We start from the raw sequence: 18,628 nt of genomic DNA on the forward strand, positions 1-18,628 counted from the left end.
CAAGCGCGGGTTAAGGGCGGTAAAGACCGGTGTACCGGACGCTTTATGTCTGTTTCGATGTATAGTGAGCCAAAATAAAAAATCTACGGCGTTGCTGCGCCTCGCCGTACTATCTGTACTGTCTTCGGCTTGCTGCCTTGTATCTTTTTTATTTTGACTCACTATAACGGAATGAGTTTGTTCGGATTTGCCCGACGGCGCTTTCAGACGGCCTCTGCCGCGCCATACAAAAAGGCCGTCTGAAAACGCCTTGTGCATTTTCAGACGGCCTTTTGCGCGCCGCTGCGGCAGTCAGGAAAAATCAAACAAATCGGGCTGCGCCGTTTCGCCGGTCACACGCACGTCGGCCTCGCCCTCGGCAAAGGTGATGTGCAGCGTCTGCCCCTGTTTGAGCAATGCGGCGTCGCGTACGACCTGGCCGCGCCCGTTTTTCACCACGGAAAAACCGCGTGCCAGAATGTGCTGCGGCGACACGGCCTCCAACAGCGCGGCCTGTTTTTCCAAACGCTGCCGTTTCGCCGCCGACAGCAGGGCGAAGTTGCGCGACAAGGCCGTCTGAAAAGCGTTCAGACGGCCTTTTGCCGCCGCCGCGTCGGGGCGGGCGTGTTGCAGCAGCAGGCTCTGCCGCGCCAGCGTTTCCCTTTGCAGGCGCAGATTGGCGAGCATGGCGGCGGACAGCCTTTGCGCGAGGACGGCGGTTTGCCCGCGCTGCGCGTCGAGCTTCTGGCGCGGGTGGCGGATTTGGCGGGCAAACCAGTCGACGCGCTGGCTGGCATCGTGGTAACGCTGCGTCAGCGCATCTTTCAGACGGCCTTCGGCCTGCGCCAGCTTGTGCAGCAGCTCGGTGCGGTTGGGCGACACCAGCTCGGCGGCGGCGGTGGGCGTGGGCGCGCGCACGTCGGCGGCAAAGTCGGTGAGGGTGAAATCGGTTTCGTGGCCGACGCCGCTGACCACGGGAATGCGGCAGGCGGCGACGGCGCGGACGACGGCTTCTTCGTTAAACGACCACAAATCCTCAATGCTGCCGCCGCCCCGGCAGACGATTAGCACGTCGCATTCGCCGCGCTCCGATGCCGCGTTTACGGCACGGGCAAGCTGCGCCGCGCTGTCCGCGCCCTGCACGGCGGCGGGATAAAGGATAACGGGAATGTCGGGCGCGCGGCGGCGCAGGGTGGTGAGCACGTCGCGCAGGGCGGCGGCGGCGGGGCTGGTGACGATGCCGATGCGCTGCGGATGCGCGGGCAGCGGCCGCTTGTTTGCTGCGGCGAACAAGCCTTCGGCCTGCAAGGCGGCTTTCAGTTTTTCGTAGGCTTCGTAGAGCCGCCCCAAGCCTTTGAGGCGCAAATCGTTCACCGTAATCTGAAATTCGCCGCGCGCCTCGTAAATGGAAATGCGGCCGCTCACTTCGACATGGTCGCCCTCTTTCAGGGCGGCAAACCGCTGCGCCGTGCCCTTGAACATGGCGCAGCGCACTTGGGCGCGGCTGTCTTTGAGCGAGAAATAATAATGCCCGCTGGCGGCGCGGGTGAGGTTGGACACTTCGCCCGCCACCCACAGGCCGGAAAGATTGTCTTCCAGCAGCATTCTGGCGGCGGCGTTGAGTTCGGAAACGGACAGGGCGGCGGACGCGAACAAATCGGACATGGCTTCGGGCGGCGGCAAAAGCGGCGCATTATACGGGAAAACGGCAGGCGGCTATAATGCGCGGCCTGACCCCGGTTTTTCAGACGGCCTCATTATGTTTTTTCCCACGGAGAACAAGCACCATGAAACCCCGCCTTTCCGCCCTGCTCTGCGCCCTCGTCTGCCTGCCCGCCTTTGCCGCACCGCAGGAAAAAACCGTTTCCTCCGAATGCCACACCGTGATGCGCGATGCCGTGCTGCTGCAAAGCGCCTTCATCTTCTGCCCGCAAGAAGTGTCGGCGGCAGCGGGCGGTATCGGCAAGCTGGCAGACATCTACAAGCAGCTCGACACGCCGGTGAGAGCCTGCGAGCAAAAATACGGCCGCCTGTCCGAGCAAAACGATATCGTCGGCAGCATCCCCGGCCTCATCGATCTGCTCGACCCGGTGAAAATGGCCGACATGAAAGCGCCAAGCCCCGCCCTGCAAAAAAAAGCCGCCGCCTATCGCGCCGCGCAGAATGCGGAAATCGTCCGCGTTATCAGCCGACGCAAATAAAGACAGAGGCCGTCTGAAATATGCGTTCGGAAACGTCATTCCCGCGAAGGCGGGAACGGCCTCATCCTGTTTTTTACCCAAGAGAACAAGCACCATGAAACCCCGCCTTGCCGCCCTGCTCTGCGCCCTCGTCTGCCTGCCCGCCTTTGCCGCGCCGCAGGAAACAACCGTTTCCGACGAATGCCGTACCGTGATGCGCGATGCCGTGCTGCTCAAAAGCGCGGAAACCTTCTGTTTTAAAGAAACCGTGGCGGCAACGGGCGGCTTGGGCAAGCTGGCAGACATCTACAAGCAGCTCGACGCGCCGGTGAAAGCCTGTGAGGAAAAATACGGCCGACCGTCGCCGCAAAGCGCCATCGTCCGCAGCATTCCCGGCCTCGCCGATCTGCTCGGCATGGTTTGGACGGCCGGCCTGAACGCGCCCACCGCCCCACCGCCCCGCTGCACGCCAAAGCCGAAACCTACTGCGCCGCACAGAACGCGGAAATTGTCCGCGTTGTCGGCAAATACAAATAACAGAGGAGGCCGTCTGAAAGCCCGTTTTGTGCTTTCAGACAGCCTCCTTTATGCCGCTCCAAGCATTCAGGCCGTCTGAAAACGAAGTTTCAAAGAAGTTAAAACCGTTTTTCAAATATCTATTATCTGTCTTCCCGCACCCGCCCAAAGTCATGCCCGTCTCCCGCCGCCAGTTTCTCGTTTCCGCCGCCGCCCTCGCTGCCGCTTCCGCCGCATCGTGGCAGACATGGCGGCATTTGAACCGCCTGCCGCCGGTCAGCGTCCGCCGCCCGGGTCTGCCGCCCGGCCACCTGCTGCGCGACGGCATGCTGGCGGAGGGCACGGACAGGCCGCCCTCACACCGCTGCGGCACGCTCATTCTCGGCAGCGGCGCGGCGGCGCTCTCGGCGCTGTGGTATCTCGTGCGAAACGGCCACCGCGACATCCTGCTGGCCGAAGGCTTGGAGCGCAACGGCAACAACGCGGGCTTTTACGATGCGGAGCTGGCCGCGCCGACGGGCGCGCACTATCTCGCCCTGCCCCCGCCGGAAAGCGTGTATGTCCGCCTGATGCTCGACGATCTCGGCATCATGCAAAACGGTGTGTTCAACGAAACGGATTTGGTGTACGCGCCGCAGGAGCGGCTGTGGTATCGCGGCAAATGGCAGGAAAGCCTGCTGCCGCAGCAGGACGCCGACAGCCGCCGTTTTTTCGCCCTCACAGGCCGTCTGAAAACCGCGTGCGGCCGCGACGGACGCAAGATTTTCGCCATTCCCGTCGCCCTGTCTTCGCAAGACGGAGAATGGCGGCGGCTCGACCGCCTGACCTTCGCGCAGTGGCTCGCACGCGAGGGCTACCGCTCTCCCTCCCTGCTCTGGTATCTCGACTACTGCTGCCGCGACGACTACGGGCGCGGCATTGCCGACGTATCGGCCTTTGCCGGACTGCATTATTTCTGCGCGCGCGGGCTGCACGCCGACGCGGTGCTGACCTGGCCGGACGGTTTGGCGCACGTTTCCGAAGCGCTGCGGCGGCATTGCGGCCTGCAAACGCTCGCGGCGCTGCCCGCAGCCGCTCAATGGCGTTTTACCGCGCCCGCAGCTTGGGACGGGGCTGCGGTGAAAATCGAAGAGCGCGAAGACGGCGCGGCGGTGTGGCTGCGCGGCAATGCCGACGGCAAAACCGTGGCGGTGCTCGCGCGGCACGTTGTCTGCGCCATGCCGCTGTCGGTGGCGGCGCACATCGTGGCAGACGCGCCGCGCTACGGCCTGAGGCCGTCTGAAAGCGCGCCGTGGCTGGTGGGCAATTTCGTCCTCAACCGTTTCCCCGCCGAACCAAACGGCAGCGGTTTGGCATGGGACAACGTGGTATACGGCAGCCCGCATTTGGGCTACGTTGCCGCGGGCAACCAGCTGATCCGCACCGCCAAGCCGCCGCGCACGGTGTTCACGTCCTACACCGCGCCCGTGCACGACACGCCGCGCAAGGTCCGCCGCTACCTGCTCGATGCCGACGCCGGCGAATTGCTGGCTTTGGCCGCCGCCGACCTTACCGCCGTATACGGCAGCGGCTTTTGGCGCCATGTGGAGCGCGTTTCCCTCACCGTGCGCGGCCACGGCATGGCGGTTCCCCGCCCGGGCTACCTCGACGCCGCCCCGCCGCAAACCGGCCGCCGCTCCGCCCTCTTCTTCGCCCACAGCGACATGAGCGGCTATTCGGTATTCGAGGAAGCGGCCTATTGGGGCGTGGAAGCGGCAAAACGGATATTGGAGGCCGTCTGAAAGGGCAGAGGCCGTCTGAAAAAACGGAAAGGAAGTAGCCACACGCCGCGTTTTAACGTAATCTCACGTTCCCTCTCCATTTCCTAACGCAAACGCCATGCCCGTTTACAACCACGCCGCCGCCTACACGGCCTTTCAGGATTTCTACCGCGAAGCGCTCGAAGGCAACCCGCTCTACGGCCATCTTGCCGAAGCGCTGAAAAACCCCGAAGCGCTGCCCGAAGCCGCCTACCGCGCCGCCGTGGCCGATCTGCACGAATTCGAGCGCGAGTGTTTTCAGACGGCCTATGCCCGCCTGAACGCGCTCTCCGACGGCCACGCCTGCGATGTGATCAGCCCCAACGATTTTTTCTTCTTCCGCACGCAGTTTGGCGGGGAATAAAGCGCCGCACGCATTCCGAACGGGTTGTCAGGCCGTCTGAAAAGCATCCGTTTTTTCAGACGGCCTGATTTCAGACGGCCCGAACAGCCGCCGCACGCTATAATCCCGCCCCTTTTGCATCCGAGCGAAACAGATTTATGCAGACACCCCCCCTCCCCTCCCCCGCGCAGGAATTCCGGCGCGGCATCCGCGACTGCCTGCCCATCATCATCGGCATGCTGCCCTTCGCCCTGATTCTCGGCATACAGGGCGCGCAAAAAGGCATGAGCGTGGTCGAAATGCCGCTGATGACCGGCCTGAACTTCGCCGGCGGCTCGGAATTCGCCACCGTCGGCCTGTGGGCAAAACCGCTGCCCATACTGCTGATTGTCGGCGTTACCTTTATGATCAACACGCGCCACATCCTGATGGGCGCGGCGCTCGCCCCCTATATCCGCCATCTGCCGATGAAAAAAGTGCTGCCCGCCCTTTTTCTGATGACCGACGAGAGCTGGGCGATGGCGATGGCCGACATCCGCAAGCGCAAAGACGCGGGGCTGGCGCTGTTCAGCCTGCAATACTATTTGGGCGTGAGCCTGACGCTGTATGTGGTGTGGGTGATTACTTCCGCCGTCGGCGCGGCTGTCGGCCCGGTGCTGGGCGATGTGGCCGCGTGGGGCTTCGGCATGGCCTTTCCCGCCGTGTTCCTCGTGCTGCTGCGCGGCATGTGGAAAGGCTGGCGCCCCGCCCTGCCCTGGCTCGTCAGCCTGATTGCCGCCGCCGCGGTCTACCGCACGACAAAAGGCGCGTGGTACGTTCCCGCCGGCACCGCCGCCGGATTGCTGACGGCCTATTTCCAAGGGAAGGACGCATGATTTCCCTTGATTCCGTCCTCGTTATCCTCGGCATGCTGATGGCAACATACAGCACGCGGCTGATCGGTTTTTTCGCCCTGCGCAACCGCACGCTGGGCAAACGTGCCGCCAAAGTGATGGACGCCGCGCCCGGCTGCGTGCTGATTGCCGTGATCGCCCCCTACTTCGCCTCCGACAAACCGCACGAGCTGATTGCCGTTGCCGTTACCGTGCTCGCCGCCAGCCGCCTGCCCATGCTGCCGACCGTGCTGATTGCCGTCGCGACATCGGGCATACTCGGTTATCTGATGGGCTGACCGCGCACACAAAGAGGCCGTCTGAAACTTCGCTTTCAGACGGCCTCTTGCCTTTGATCCGCCGCTCACACGGCAAACACCGGCCTGCCGCCGGCAGGCACATAAGCATCCAAAAGCCGCACGCCCGCCACCCGTTTCACGCACACCGCCGCGTAAACCAGCGCCAAAACCGGCAGCCCCGCCTCCCCATGCTGCGGCGTGTCCGCCAGCGGCCAGCAGACCAGCCATTCCACCGCCTCCGTCTCAAACCCCGCCTCTTCCAAAACCGCCTTCAAACGCCCCCAAGGCAGCGTGCGGCCGCTGTTGGGAAACAGTTTTCCCTCGGCACGGTAAAGCAGCCGCCACAGCGAATGCGGATTCAGCCCGCACAACACCAGCCGCCCGTCGCCCGCCAGCACGCGCCAGGCCTCGCGGGCAAACGCTTCACAATCCCCGTTTTCAAAACCGTGCGGCACCAGCAGCAGATCCATACTCTCCGCCGCAAACGGCAGCGCGGCAAAATCCGCCATCACATCGCGGCCGACGCACGGCACGCCGTCGGTTTCCCATTGCGGCATCCCGATCTGCAAGGCCGTCTGAAAAGGCCGCACCCGCGCCATGCTCTTGAGAAAATCCCGTTCGCAGCACGCCGCATAACGCCCCACCGCACCGCGTTCGAACCAAACCGTCCAATCCATAATGCACCCTCCTTCTTGCGTCCGAAAAAACGACAAATGCTTATTCTACCCCCGATGCCCGCCCGCCGCACCATTGCACAAAAATGCGACGAACGGTCTAACGCATTGAAAATTTTTACACTTGGCAAACCTTGACGCTTCATGCCTGTCAAGTTAGTATCCCGCGCTGTTCCAGCGTCCGCCGAAACCCAAATACATGAAACCGATAAAAACACTCGTCATCGCCATTACGGGCATCTCCTTCGCCTCCGCCGCCTCCGGCCAAACCTACACCAAAAACCAAATCGGCATGGCGCTGATGCGCGCCAACACCGTCGCCCTCGACCACGGCAAAACCAAAACCGGCCACAACAGCGTCTGGGCGCATCTGCGCAGCGACTTCCGCATGAACGAAGTCAACCCCGAACTGGTGCGCCGCCACGAAAGCAAATTCGCCGCCTCCGCTGCCTATTTCAACCGCACCATCGAACGCAGCCGCCCCTACATGTACCACATCAGCCGCGAAGTGGCCAAACGCAACATGCCCGCCGAAATCGCGCTGCTGCCCTTCATCGAAAGCGCCTACGTCACCAAAGCCAAATCCACCGTCGGCGCCTCCGGCCTGTGGCAGTTCATGCCCGCCACCGGCCGCCACTACGGCCTCGAACAAACCCCGCTCTACGACGGACGCCACGACGTCTACGCCGCCACCGACGCGGCGCTGAACTACCTCGAATACCTGCACGGCCTGTTCGGCGACTGGTCGCTGGCGCTGGCCGCCTACAACTGGGGCGAAGGCAACGTCGGCCGCGCCGTCAACCGCGCCCGCGCCCAAGGCTTGGAGCCCGTTTACGAAAACCTGAAAATGCCTGCCGAAACGCGCAACTACGTGCCCAAACTGCTCGCCGTGCGCAACATCGTCAACAACCCGCAATATTTCGGCATGAACTTCGCCGACCTCGACAACAAACCCTTCTTCAAAGCCGTCGACATCGACCAACCCATCGATTTGAGCGCCGCAGTCCGCCTTTCAGGCATCAGCCAGGCCGAATTCGACGCCCTCAACCCCGCCTTCAAAACCCCCGTCTACATCCCGAAAATCGGCCGCAAGCTGCTGCTGCCCGCATCCGCCGCCGCCACTTTCGAGCGCAACTACAAAAAAGCCGACCGCGCCACCCTGCTCTCCTGGGACGTCTACACCCCCTACGCCGACACCGACATCTCCTCCATCGCCGCCGAAACCGGCATGAGCACCGCCGAAATCAAACGCCTCAACGGCCTGAGCAAAAACAACATCGCCGCCGGCCGCAGCATCCTCGTGGCGAAAAACAACTTCAGCGGCAAAACAGGCGGCACGCCCCTCAACTTCGCCGCACTGGACACCGACACCAACCCCAACGACAACAAGCTGCAAACCGTGCCACAGATGGGTACCACCGCCGCAGTCGCCACCGCCCAGCCCAAGCTGATGCCCGCGCCGCGAACCCTGCCCGAATCCGCGCCCGTTTTTACCCAAACCGCCCCGCAGCCTACCGTCTCCGCCACACCCGTCTTCACCGCATCGGACAAACCGGCTCCCGCCCCTGCCGCCGCTCCTGTCGATTTTACCCGCGCTGCCGCACCCGCGCTGCCTGACGATCTGACCGTCAAAACAGAACCCGCCGCTCCGGCCGCCCCCGTTGTCGAAACCGCCGCCGCTCAAACGGCCTCCCCCGTTCAGACGGCCTCAGCCGCCCCCGCGCCCGCCGCAGAAGACGGAAACAGCGATCTGATCATGAACTTCGTCCAAACTTCCGGCCTGCAACAGGCAGAGACCGCACCCGTGCAAACCGCCGAAGCCGAAGCGGCAGAACACAACCGCCAGGCCAAAGCTGCCGCCGAAGCCCGCGCCAGACAGAAACAGGCGGCCGAAGCCCGCGCCTTGGCCGCGGCCAAAGCCGCCGCACCCGGTACCCACAAAGTTGCAGACGGCGACACCCTGTTCAACATCGCCAAACGCTACGACATGAACGTGGCCGATCTTGTTGCCGCCAACAACATCAAAGGCAACACCATCCGTCAGGGGCAGATACTCAAAGTGGCCGCCTCCAAAGGCAGAGCCGCCCCCGCAGCCGTCCGCCCCGTTTCCTACACTGTCCGCCAAGGCGACACGCTGGCCGAAATCGCCCGCCGCTTCAACGTCGATGTCAAAGACGTGCGCCGCTGGAACAACAACAGCACCGTCATCCGCCCCGGACAAAACATCAGACTCCAAGGCAGCTAAACCCGCCTTCCCGTTTCAGACGGCCTGCCCGCAGCAGGCCGTCTGAATATTTTTCCCCTTCCGCAAACAGGACAACGACATGGCACAAACCGCCCCCGAAATCTTCAAAGCCTACGACATCCGCGGCATCGTCGGTCAAACCCTAACCGAAGACACCGCCCGCCTGATCGGCCGCGCCATTGCCGCACGCGCCGCCGCGCAGGGCATCGGCAGCATCGCCGTCGGCCGCGACGGCCGCCTCAGCGGCCCCGCGCTTACCGCCGCACTCTGCCGCGGCCTGACCGAAAGCGGCATCAGCGTCACCGACGTCGGCATGGTCGCCACCCCCATGCTCTACTTCGCCGCCGTAAGCGAATGCGGCGGCAGCGGCATCATGATTACCGGCAGCCACAACCCGCCCGACTACAACGGCTTCAAAATCATGCTCGGCGGCGAAACCCTCGCCGGCGAAGCCATACAGCAACTGCGCGAAACCATCGAAGAGAATGCCTTCGTCAGCGGCAGCGGCAGCATCCGCCAAACCGACACCGCAGCCGCCTACCAAAATGCCGTCACCTCCCACATCCAACTCGCGCGCCCGATGAAAATCGCCATCGACGCGGGCAACGGCATTGCCGGCGCATACGCAGGCAGCCTCTACCGCGCCCTCGGATGCGAAGTGGAAGAACTCTACTGCACCGTCGACGGCAGCTTCCCCAACCACCACCCCGACCCCGCCAAACCCGACAACCTGCGCGACCTGATTGCCGCCGTGCAAAACGGCAGCGCCGAAATCGGCCTCGCCTTCGACGGCGACGGCGACCGCCTCGGCGTCGTCACCAAAAACGGCAACATCATCTACCCCGACCGCCAGCTCATGCTCTTCGCCCGCGACGTCCTCAGCCGCAACCCGCAGGCCAAAATCATCTTCGACGTCAAATCCACCCGCCTGCTCGCCCCCTGGATACGGCAGCACGGCGGCGAACCCGTCATGGAAAAAACCGGCCACAGCTTCATCAAATCCGCCATGAAACGCAGCGGCGCCCTCTTGGCGGGCGAAATGAGCGGCCACACCTTCTTCAAAGAACGCTGGTACGGCTTCGACGACGGCATGTACGCCGGCGCCCGCCTGCTGGAAATCCTCTCCCGCAGTGCCGACCCATCCGCCGAACTCGACAGCCTGCCGCAGGCAGTGTCCACCCCCGAAATCAACATCGCCCTGCCCGCAGGCCGCAACGGCCACGACACCGTCGCCGAACTGGCCGCCGCCGCCCGCTTCGAAGGCGCACAAGACATCGTCACCATCGACGGCCTGCGCGTCGAATACCCCGACGGCTTCGGCCTGATACGCGCCTCCAACACCACCCCCGTGCTGGTGCTGCGCTTCGAAGCCGACAACCGCGACGCCATCACCCGCATCCAAAACCAGTTCAAAACCGCCCTCGCCGCCCTGCCCGACCTGGCCTGGCCGCTGTAAATCCCAGCCGCGGCAAGGCCGTCTGAAAAAACGCCCGACATTGTCGGGCGTTTTTTCAGACGGCCACTTTCAGACGGCCACTTTCAGACGGCCACTTTCAGACGGCCACTTTCAGACGGCCACTTTCAGACGGCCACTTTCAGACGGCCACTTTCAGACGGCCACTTTCAGACGGCCACTTTCAGACGGCCACTTTCAGACGGCCACTTTCAGACGGAAATGGCCGTCTGAAATGGCCGTCTGAAATGGCCGTCTGAAATGGCCGTCTGAAATGGCCGTCTGAAATGGCCGTCTGAAAAAAACCGCATTCGCGGTTTTTTTCAGACGGCCTGTTTTGTCGACGGCGGCAGGTTTAACGGAAGCAGGCTTCGTAGAGCGGTTGCAGTTCGTGTATGGTTTGTGCGATCCAGGCGGCGGTGTCGGTTTTGCCGAGGTCGCCGCCTTCGATGTGGCGGCCGATGCAGTAGAAGTCTTCGCCGCTTTCAAGTTTGACGGTGCTGTCGGCAACGGTCGGGTAGTCGGCGTATTCGCTTTCGGCGCCGTGCCATAGCTCGTAGGCGGCATAGCGTTCGGTATCGAGTTCGTCGAGCCATTGGTTGTATTGCGGCAGGGCGATGGGGGAGACGTCGGCTTTGTAGCAGTGCCAGTCGAGGCTGACGGTGAGGCGGCGGCGGTTGAGGAGGACCGAAAGAATGGCGGCGGCATCGCGGTAGGCTTCGTATTTGAAGTAGGCGAAAAAGTGGGCGCGTACCTGCCAGCCGTTGCACCAGCGTTCGATATGCGGCGGGGCGAAGGGGGCGCCGAGATCGGCGGCAACCTGGCGGATCAGGCTCTGCCAGTCCTGCCAGGCGGCTTTGTAGTCGGCTTTGATTTGCGGGATGGCTTCGGGTTGGTATTTTTTGAGTTGGGCGAATTGGTAGAAGGGGATGTCGAACAGGCGGCTGTGTTGCGGGGTGAGCATGGCGTTCCTTTTTAGTCGGCCGACATGAAATCTGCGGCGCTGTGGCTTTGGCTCGAAGGGTTGTCGGATACGGCAAGGCCGTCTGAAAACAAGCGCGGCCGGGGCGGGGTGTTTTCAGACGGCCTCAGTCTGCCTGCGGCGGGGCGGTTTCGGAGAAGATGTCGGGCTCGGCTGCGGCGACGCGGTAGTCTTCGCCCGCCCATGCGCCGAGGTCGGTGGTTTTGCACCGTCGGCTGCAAAAGGGGCGGTAGGGGTTTGCTGGCGACCATTCGGCGGGTTTGCCGCAGCGGGGGCAGCGGACGGTTCGGATGGTTTTGTCCATTTATTCCACCACTTGGTCGAAGCTGCTCATGATCATTTTGAAGGGGATGTCGCCGTCTACCTGCGGGCCGCGCGGGCGTTCGTTGGAGATGGTGAGGAAGCGGATGTGGGTGAAGTATTTGTTGGCGGAAACTTCGGGCATGGCGCCGTGTTCTTTGCCGACTTCGATGCTGAGCAGGTGGATGTTTTGCGCCAGGCTGGCGTGCTGGTAGTTTCCGCGTTTGGCGTGGCAGCCGACTTCGCGCGAGTTGTTGCGCAGGATGCGCAGGAGGACGGAGATGGCGTCGTAGGTGGGCATCAGGGTGCGTATCCAGCGTTTGAGGTCGGCCTGGCGCTCTTCGTACGGGCGCTGCTGCCAGTAGTAATACGAAGGGACGTCGAACGGGCTGGTGCCGCCGGGAACGAGCATGCGCTGTTTGAGCGCCATCAGCCATTCGTTTTCGCGCAGGTGCTGGCCGAATTTCTGCTGGATGCCGAGCAGGCCTTGCGCGACTTGTTTGAGGTCTTCCTGCAACTGCCGGGCGGATTCGGGGCTGCGGGTTTTGGCGACCATTTGTTTCTGGCGTTCCAATTCCTGCAGGATGTCGAGCTTTAATTCGGCGCGGGCGGCGGATTCCATGATATCGAACAGGGTGGACAGCGCCAGATGGTGCGCCCACACCGAATGCGGGCAGGCGATTTCGTCCTGAAAGCGTTTGAACAGGTATTCGATGCGCAGGAAGTTGCGTACCCGCTCGGACAATGGGTGTTCGAATTTAATCATTTGGATGTCTGTGGTTGGTGGTGGAAACGGGCGCGGAAGTAAGCGTTCAGACGGCCTATTTTCTGCCGCAGCTCTTGTGTGCTGCCGTTGTTGATCACGATATCGTCGGCCAGACGCCGGCGCTGTTTTTCTCCGGCCTGCGCGGCGATAATCCGCTTCACTTCGTCTTCCGAAAGACCGCTGCGCCGCATGACGCGCCCGATTCTGACCGGCTCGTCGGTTTCTATCAGCAAAACGCGCCGCACCAGCGTTTGAAAACCGGCCTGTTCGGCCAGCAGGGGGATTTCGATTATACCGTAGCTTCGATTGGTGTATTGCTGCTGCTCCCGACGGATTTCATCGAAAATCAGCGGCAGCAGAATGTCTTCCAAACGTTTTTTTGCCACAGCATCGGCAAAAACTGTTTCTCTCAATGCGGCACGGTTCAGCGTGTCACCGTCGAACACTTTGTCGCCAAACGCCTGCCGCACCGCCGGCAGCGCCCTGCCCTGCTCTGCAGTCAGCCCGCGTCCCACCTGATCCGCATCGATAACCGGAACACCCAAAGACGAAAATTCGGCAGCGGCCTGTGATTTTCCGCTGCCGATTCCTCCTGTCAGCCCGATCCAAACGGTCATGCCGAAAAACCCGACATATGCAGCCACCAGCGCACGCCTGCCAGAACTTTGTCATGCGTGACGAAAACAATCCAGCCGGCAATAATCAGGCAGGGGCCGAAAGCCATCGGCTGGCTTTGTCTGACTTTCATAATGAGGGCAGAAACAATACCGACAACGGCCGCAACAAAAACGACAACGGGCAAAACCGCCGCGCCAAGCCACGCACCCAATGCGGCCAAAAGCTTGAAATCGCCTCCGCCCATGCCGTCAATTCCGCGAATCTGCTTATGAAGCCGGTTTAACAGCCATAAGCTGAGATAGCCGCATACCGCGCCCATGACAGACTGCTGCAAGGTAACCAAGCCGCTGCCGCCATAAGCCGCAAGCAAACCCAGCCAAACCAGAGGAATGGTCAGCTCGTCAGGCAGATATTGCGTATCCGCATCGATAAAGGCCAAAGCCACCAAGAAACCCGTAAACACCAAGCCTGTCAGCGTTATCCAAGACCAGCCGTAACAAGCGGCAACAATGCCGAACACAACGGCCGTCAATACTTCGACAGCGGGATAACGGGCACTGATATGGGTATGGCAATGGCCGCATTTGCCTTTCAACAGCAAGTAGCTGACAACCGGTATGTTCTGCCACGGCCTGACCCGGTTACCGCATTTCGGACAGCGCGACGGCGGCCGGGTCAGACTGAACGGCTGCTTTTCCTCATCGGTCAGCTCGATTCCCAAATGCTCTTTGGAAAACAGAGTCCACCCGCGTTCCATCATCACGGGAACGCGGTAAATCACGACATTGAGAAAACTACCGACCAGCAGGCCGAGAATTACCGAGATGGGAATGACCAAAGGGGCATAATATTCCGTCATCCATGAATACAGATTATTCATGAACCATCAGCCTACTACGTTACCCAAGTTGAACAGCGGCAGGTACATGGCTACCAATATCACACCAATAATGCTGCCCAATACCACCATAATAATCGGTTCCATCAGTGAAGACAGCTGGGCAACAGCTGTGTCGACTTCTTCCTCATAAAACTCTGCTACCTTGTTCAACATGTCGTCTAAGGAACCGGACTCTTCACCGATAGATGCCATCTGTATGACCATATTGGGGAACAAACCCGTACTTTGCATGCCCGAAGTCAACGACAGACCTTGGTTTACTTGGGATTTAATTGTAATTGTACCCTCTTCGTACAAAATATTACCTGAAGCACCTGCCACAGAATCCAAAGCTTCAACCAAAGGCACACCAGCGGCAAAAAGGCTGGCGGTTGTCCTTGCCCATCGGGCAATAGTGGCTTTACGCACAATGTTACCAAATATTGGTAATTTCAACACCCAAGCATCCACCCTTTTCTGAAACTTGGGAGAATTTTTATGAAAATGAACCAAGGCAACCACCATACCGATCAGTCCTATAATAATTACCCATCCATAACTGACAAAAAAGTCAGAAATATTCATCATAACCTGGGTAAGGAAAGGCAGTTCCGCCCCCATGTCGTGATAAACTTTTCCGAATGCCGGCAACACAAACATCATCATAATAATAACCAATACAACTGCCACAACAACAATGGCAATCGGATAAGTCAATGCTGATTTCACTTTTTTCTTGATAGACTGGGTTTTTTCCTTGTAGACAGCCAATTTGTCCAACAAGTTTTCCAACACACCACCAGCCTCACCCGCAGCAACCAGATTGCAGTAGAAACGGTCAAAATATTTCGGATGCTTGGCAAAAGCGGCGCCCATAGACGTGCCCTGCTCCACATCGCTTCTGATAGACATCAGCAACTGCGTCATCGACGGATTCGAGTGTCCGCGCGCCACAATTTCAAAAGCCTGCATCAACGGCAAACCGGCCTTCATCATAGTTGCCAACTGACGGGTAAAAACCGTGATATCTTCCTGAGTAATGCGCTTTTTGCGCGTGGCTTTGACCTGCGTAATCCGCAACGGTTTGATACCTCTGCGCAGCAGTTTCTTACGCGCTTCTTCCTCGTTGGCAGCTACTACTTCTCCGCGGACGATTTGTTCGCTCTGAGTGTGCTTACCTTCAAAAGTAAACCGTTTACCTTTTTCATTATTGACTTTATTTGCTTTCATTTTCCCAGTCCATTTGATTAATCGTTAGTGTTACCCAATACTTCTTCCAAAGAAGTAATCCCATCCATTACCTTCAACAAACCTGCTCTGCGCAAATCGACCATACCCTCCTGATAGGCCATCTGCTGTATATCGACTTCCGTACCACCTTCCATAATTACCCTCTGCATTTCACCGGTTATCGGCATAACTTCATAAACACCGGCTCGGCCTTTGTAACCTTTACCGCGGCATGTGTCGCAGCCGACCGCACGATACATCGTCCATTCACGTGCCAAATCTTCATCGGTAAAACCGGCTTTTTTTAATGCATGTTCAGGCGGCCTGTCCATTGGCTCTTTGCAGTTCGGACACAGGCGGCGGAGCAGCCTCTGCGCCATAATCAGACTAACCGAGCTGGCAATATTGAACGGCGCGACACCCATATTCAACATACGGGACAAAGTTGCCGGCGCATTATTGGTATGCAGCGTTGAGAACACCATGTGACCGGTTTGCGAGGCTTTAATTGCAATATCCGCCGTCTCCAAATCGCGAATCTCACCGACCATGATGATATCCGGGTCTTGACGGAGAAACGATTTCAGTGCTGCTGCAAAGGTCAGTCCCTGTTTGTCGTTTACGTTTACCTGGTTAATGCCGGGCAGGTTAATCTCGGCTGGATCCTCTGCGGTAGAAATATTCACACCTTCGGTATTCAGAATATTCAGGCATGTATACAACGAGACGGTTTTACCCGAACCGGTCGGTCCGGTAACCAAAACCATGCCGTAAGGCCTGTGAATTGCCTCCAACAGCAAATCTTTTTGGAAATCCTCAAAACCGAGTTGATCTATATTGAGCGATGCCGCATCGGAATTCAAAATACGCATCACCACTTTTTCGCCAAAAAGGGTAGGCAGTGTGCTGACACGGAAATCCGTGGGGCGGCCATGTTTGGAAAACGCAATCTGAATACGGCCGTCTTGAGGGACGCGCTTCTCGGAAATATCGAGTTTGGCCATCACTTTGATGCGCGATGCGAGCTGGCTTCGTACGGTCACAGGAGGTTTGACAACCTCCCTAAGCTGGCCGTCGACACGGAAACGAACCCTTGCCGTATTTTCATAAAACTCAAAGTGGATATCCGACGCGCCCGAATTAAGGGCATCAGAAAGCGTTTTGTGGATGAAACGTGCAATCGGCCCGTCTTCTGCTTCTTCATCGCCGATAAACAATGCCTGAGAAGTCGAGGTATCCAACTGATCTTGCGACATCTCGCGCAAAATAGTGGTGGAGCGCTGACCCAGCCACTCGACCAAAGTCATCAGCTGGTCATGTCGTACGACAACCAAATCAATCGTATACCCGGTTACCAGTTTTTGAAATTCCTGAATTTTGGTCGGATCGGAAACTGCCAGAAACACCCTGTTTCCGCGTTTGAATACCGGCACGCAGGCGTTGGCCTGCATCTGCTCTTCCGGTAACACATCCTGCACGATATTGCTGCGCGGGTAATAACTCAAATCCAAAACCGGATAATTGAAAATCTGAGCCAACAATTCCGCCAGCGCTTTCGGATTGGTAATATTATCGCCAAACAGCATGGGGATAATGTCTTTATTTTCCCCTAAAGCTTTCTGATAGCGCCCCGTCTGTTCGTTGGACAGTATACGGTTTTGCACTAAAACCCTTAACAAACCTAAACTCATGCCATCCCTATTCCGGCTTCCGGCGTACCCGGTTTTTGCCGTTCAAATTGCGAAAATTTTGTCCATTATAAATACTTGACCGGCATATGACAAAATTTTCCTATTATTTGTAAAAATTATTAAACACCAAGCCACATTATCAGCCAAAGGCCGTCTGAAGCACGAAGAAGCAGGTAACCGAAAGAAGCGATGCCGCGGGCAAGGTAATTACCCAAGCCAAAGCGATAGGCTTCATCGCTTTCCAGTTGGCATTACGGTTGACCAAACCGATGCCCAAAACCGCTCCGACCAGAATATGCGTGCTCGACACCGGCAGCCCCAGAAACGAAGCCGCCATCACAACCGAAGCCGCAGACAGCTCGGCCGTAAAACCCGAAGCAGGATGCATTTCGGCCAAACTCGTACCCACAGTCGCAATCACTTCCTTACCGATAAACCACAAACCGACGATAAGCGCGATACCGAACGTCAAGAGAACTATCGGCGGCACGGGCGCGGAAATACCGATGGCATCGGTACGCAGCACGTCCATAATCGCCGCAAACGGGCCGATGGCATTGGCAATGTCGTTCGCTCCGTGGCTGAACGCAAACCCGGCTGCAGTAAACACCTGCATCCAGGAAAACATCAAAAAAGTGGATTTTGCCAAATCCTTGCGTTTCAATGTCTTAGCATAAATAAACGTAGCTAACCAAATACCTGCGCCTATCATCAGAATGGTCAGATAGCTGCCCAGCTCGCCGATACCCAAATTCAGGTTTTTCAAACCTTTGAAAATCAGCATCGAGGCAATCATCATACCGCCCACCGACGAAATCAGCGGCACCCAAGAATGAAGCGCCTTATAGGCGTCGATACTGCTCTTGCGCTGTTCGATATGGTACAGACCCTGGTAATAGGCCGATTCCAATTCATTCGGATCAAAGTCCGCCTCGCCGTAAATCTGCGCGTCACGCGCCATGGCCGACGCCGCTTTCAGGCGTTCAGGCTCGGGCAGAGCTTCGAAGCGCAGGCGGTGTTCTTCTTTATAGGCTTTTTTCTCGGCTTTGATGTCTTTAAGCTGTCTTTCGATTTCCGTGTTGTAATCCAGCACATGTTTTTTTACCTGATAAAACAGCACATACGACACTAGCCCGCCCAACACCGGCGACAACACCCAAGACACGGCAATTTCGCCGATTTTTTCCCATTTTATCAAAGCAAACGTGCCGTCGCTGCTTTTGGTTAACAGAAAACCCAGCACCATCGAGCTGCCGACAATGCCGCCGATGATCGCGTGCGTGGTCGAAACGGGCAGGCCTTTTTTTGTGGCAAACAGCAGCCAGAGGGCAGCCGCCAAAAGCGCGGACAGCATCACATAGACAAACTGCATCGGCTCCATCGGCAAAGCCTCCATCCGCACAATGCCGTTGCGGATGGTGGCGGTTACCTCGCCGCCCGCAATCACCGCACCGCTCACTTCGAACACGGCCGCGACAATCAGCGCCTGCGGAATCGTCAGCGTACCTGCGCCCACGGAAGTGCCGAAGGAATTGGCCACATCGTTGCCGCCGATATTAAACGCCATAAACACGCCGAAGGCCGTGGCAAGCAGGAACATGGTGATATGGTTGTAATGGGTGTAATCCAATCCCCAGTAAATAAAATAGCCGACCATACCGATAAGCATGGCGGCAAATGCCAGATTGGTTTTATACATGGGACTCGAATCGTTGTTCGTCGGAGCCATGAGGACAGTCCTTCAAAATAATTTGAAAACGGAGAAATTCGGCACAACCATCACAAACACGCCAAGCGGCGT

At 58.8% G+C, this 18,628-nt stretch carries 19 protein-coding genes; 9 read left to right on the forward strand and 10 right to left on the reverse strand.

Annotated features, from left to right (window positions below; all coding sequences use genetic code 11):
* Positions 1–291 precede the first annotated feature (291 nt).
* The gene (gene xseA / locus CGZ77_RS04945) at positions 292–1,644 is read right to left on the reverse strand and encodes an exodeoxyribonuclease VII large subunit (RefSeq protein WP_009427211.1); all 1,353 of its coding nucleotides are present in this window, start codon (positions 1,642–1,644) and stop codon (positions 292–294) included.
* 122 nt (positions 1,645–1,766) lie between these two features.
* On the opposite strand from xseA, the gene CGZ77_RS04950 reads away from it, so the two are divergent.
* From CGZ77_RS04950 to CGZ77_RS04975, 6 genes are all read left to right on the forward strand, one after another.
* Positions 1,767–2,180, forward strand: a complete 414-nt coding sequence (locus CGZ77_RS04950; protein ID WP_094030990.1) for a hypothetical protein — start codon at positions 1,767–1,769, stop codon at positions 2,178–2,180.
* Positions 2,181–2,274: 94 nt separating this feature from the next.
* On the forward strand, positions 2,275–2,775 hold the full coding sequence (locus tag CGZ77_RS04955; protein WP_094030991.1) for a hypothetical protein: 501 nt from the start codon (positions 2,275–2,277) through the stop codon (positions 2,773–2,775).
* A 73-nt stretch (positions 2,776–2,848) separates the two neighbouring features.
* Positions 2,849–4,456 carry an FAD-dependent oxidoreductase gene (locus tag CGZ77_RS04960; protein WP_036496627.1) on the forward strand — a complete coding sequence of 536 codons (1,608 nt, stop codon included), beginning with the start codon at positions 2,849–2,851 and terminating at the stop codon, positions 4,454–4,456.
* A gap of 97 nt (positions 4,457–4,553) precedes the next feature.
* Positions 4,554–4,838 (forward strand): hypothetical protein, encoded by a 285-nt coding sequence (locus CGZ77_RS04965; RefSeq protein WP_009427216.1) that lies wholly within the window; start codon positions 4,554–4,556, stop codon positions 4,836–4,838.
* Between the two features lie 137 nt (positions 4,839–4,975).
* Entirely contained in the window at positions 4,976–5,692 is a 717-nt protein-coding gene (locus CGZ77_RS04970) for an AzlC family ABC transporter permease (protein WP_009427217.1), read from the forward strand.
* Entirely contained in the window at positions 5,689–5,988 is a 300-nt protein-coding gene (locus CGZ77_RS04975) for an AzlD family protein (protein ID WP_009427218.1), read from the forward strand. The genes CGZ77_RS04970 and CGZ77_RS04975 overlap by 4 nt, the downstream gene beginning before the upstream one ends.
* A 65-nt stretch (positions 5,989–6,053) precedes the next feature.
* Here CGZ77_RS04975 and CGZ77_RS04980 read toward each other — a convergent pair whose 3' ends face one another.
* Positions 6,054–6,665, reverse strand: coding sequence for a class I SAM-dependent methyltransferase (locus CGZ77_RS04980; protein ID WP_009427219.1), 612 nt, complete (start codon positions 6,663–6,665; stop codon positions 6,054–6,056).
* Between the two features lie 196 nt (positions 6,666–6,861).
* Between CGZ77_RS04980 and CGZ77_RS04985 the strand changes: the two genes are divergently transcribed.
* From CGZ77_RS04985 to CGZ77_RS12030, 3 genes are all read left to right on the forward strand, one after another.
* Positions 6,862–8,907: a LysM peptidoglycan-binding domain-containing protein gene (locus tag CGZ77_RS04985; protein WP_009427221.1), complete on the forward strand. Its 2,046-nt coding sequence runs from the start codon at positions 6,862–6,864 to the stop codon at positions 8,905–8,907.
* Positions 8,908–8,986: 79 nt separating this feature from the next.
* Positions 8,987–10,363 carry a phosphomannomutase/phosphoglucomutase gene (locus CGZ77_RS04990; RefSeq protein WP_009427222.1) on the forward strand — a complete coding sequence of 459 codons (1,377 nt, stop codon included), beginning with the start codon at positions 8,987–8,989 and terminating at the stop codon, positions 10,361–10,363.
* Positions 10,364–10,403: 40 nt separating this feature from the next.
* On the forward strand, positions 10,404–10,607 hold the full coding sequence (locus CGZ77_RS12030) for a hypothetical protein (RefSeq protein WP_157697515.1): 204 nt from the start codon (positions 10,404–10,406) through the stop codon (positions 10,605–10,607).
* A 108-nt stretch (positions 10,608–10,715) separates the two neighbouring features.
* On the opposite strand, the gene CGZ77_RS04995 is transcribed toward CGZ77_RS12030, so the two are convergent.
* The 8 genes from CGZ77_RS04995 to CGZ77_RS05030 all read right to left on the reverse strand — a co-directional run bounded on the left by CGZ77_RS04995 (position 10,716) and on the right by CGZ77_RS05030 (position 18,556).
* Positions 10,716–11,324, reverse strand: coding sequence for an HI_0552 family protein (locus CGZ77_RS04995; protein WP_009425277.1), 609 nt, complete (start codon positions 11,322–11,324; stop codon positions 10,716–10,718).
* A gap of 124 nt (positions 11,325–11,448) precedes the next feature.
* Positions 11,449–11,646, reverse strand: a complete 198-nt coding sequence (locus CGZ77_RS05000; protein WP_009425278.1) for a DNA gyrase inhibitor YacG — start codon at positions 11,644–11,646, stop codon at positions 11,449–11,451.
* Positions 11,647–12,408 carry a cell division protein ZapD gene (zapD, locus tag CGZ77_RS05005; protein ID WP_009425279.1) on the reverse strand — a complete coding sequence of 254 codons (762 nt, stop codon included), beginning with the start codon at positions 12,406–12,408 and terminating at the stop codon, positions 11,647–11,649.
* A complete protein-coding gene (gene coaE / locus CGZ77_RS05010) occupies positions 12,405–13,025 on the reverse strand; it encodes a dephospho-CoA kinase (RefSeq protein WP_009425280.1) in 621 nt (206 codons plus the stop codon). The genes zapD and coaE overlap by 4 nt, the downstream gene beginning before the upstream one ends.
* Positions 13,022–13,885: an A24 family peptidase gene (locus tag CGZ77_RS05015; protein WP_009425281.1), complete on the reverse strand. Its 864-nt coding sequence runs from the start codon at positions 13,883–13,885 to the stop codon at positions 13,022–13,024. Before CGZ77_RS05015 ends, coaE begins: the two co-directional genes overlap by 4 nt.
* Positions 13,886–13,912: 27 nt before the next feature.
* A complete protein-coding gene (locus CGZ77_RS05020; protein ID WP_009425282.1) occupies positions 13,913–15,136 on the reverse strand; it encodes a type II secretion system F family protein in 1,224 nt (407 codons plus the stop codon).
* A gap of 17 nt (positions 15,137–15,153) precedes the next feature.
* Positions 15,154–16,827: a type IV-A pilus assembly ATPase PilB gene (gene pilB, locus CGZ77_RS05025; protein WP_009425283.1), complete on the reverse strand. Its 1,674-nt coding sequence runs from the start codon at positions 16,825–16,827 to the stop codon at positions 15,154–15,156.
* Positions 16,828–16,966: 139 nt separating this feature from the next.
* Complete coding sequence (locus CGZ77_RS05030; protein WP_009425284.1) at positions 16,967–18,556, reverse strand: inorganic phosphate transporter; 1,590 nt, start codon at positions 18,554–18,556, stop codon at positions 16,967–16,969.
* Positions 18,557–18,628 lie beyond the last annotated feature (72 nt).

This window comes from Neisseria sp. KEM232, from assembly GCF_002237445.1.
Taxonomy (GTDB): domain Bacteria; phylum Pseudomonadota; class Gammaproteobacteria; order Burkholderiales; family Neisseriaceae; genus Neisseria.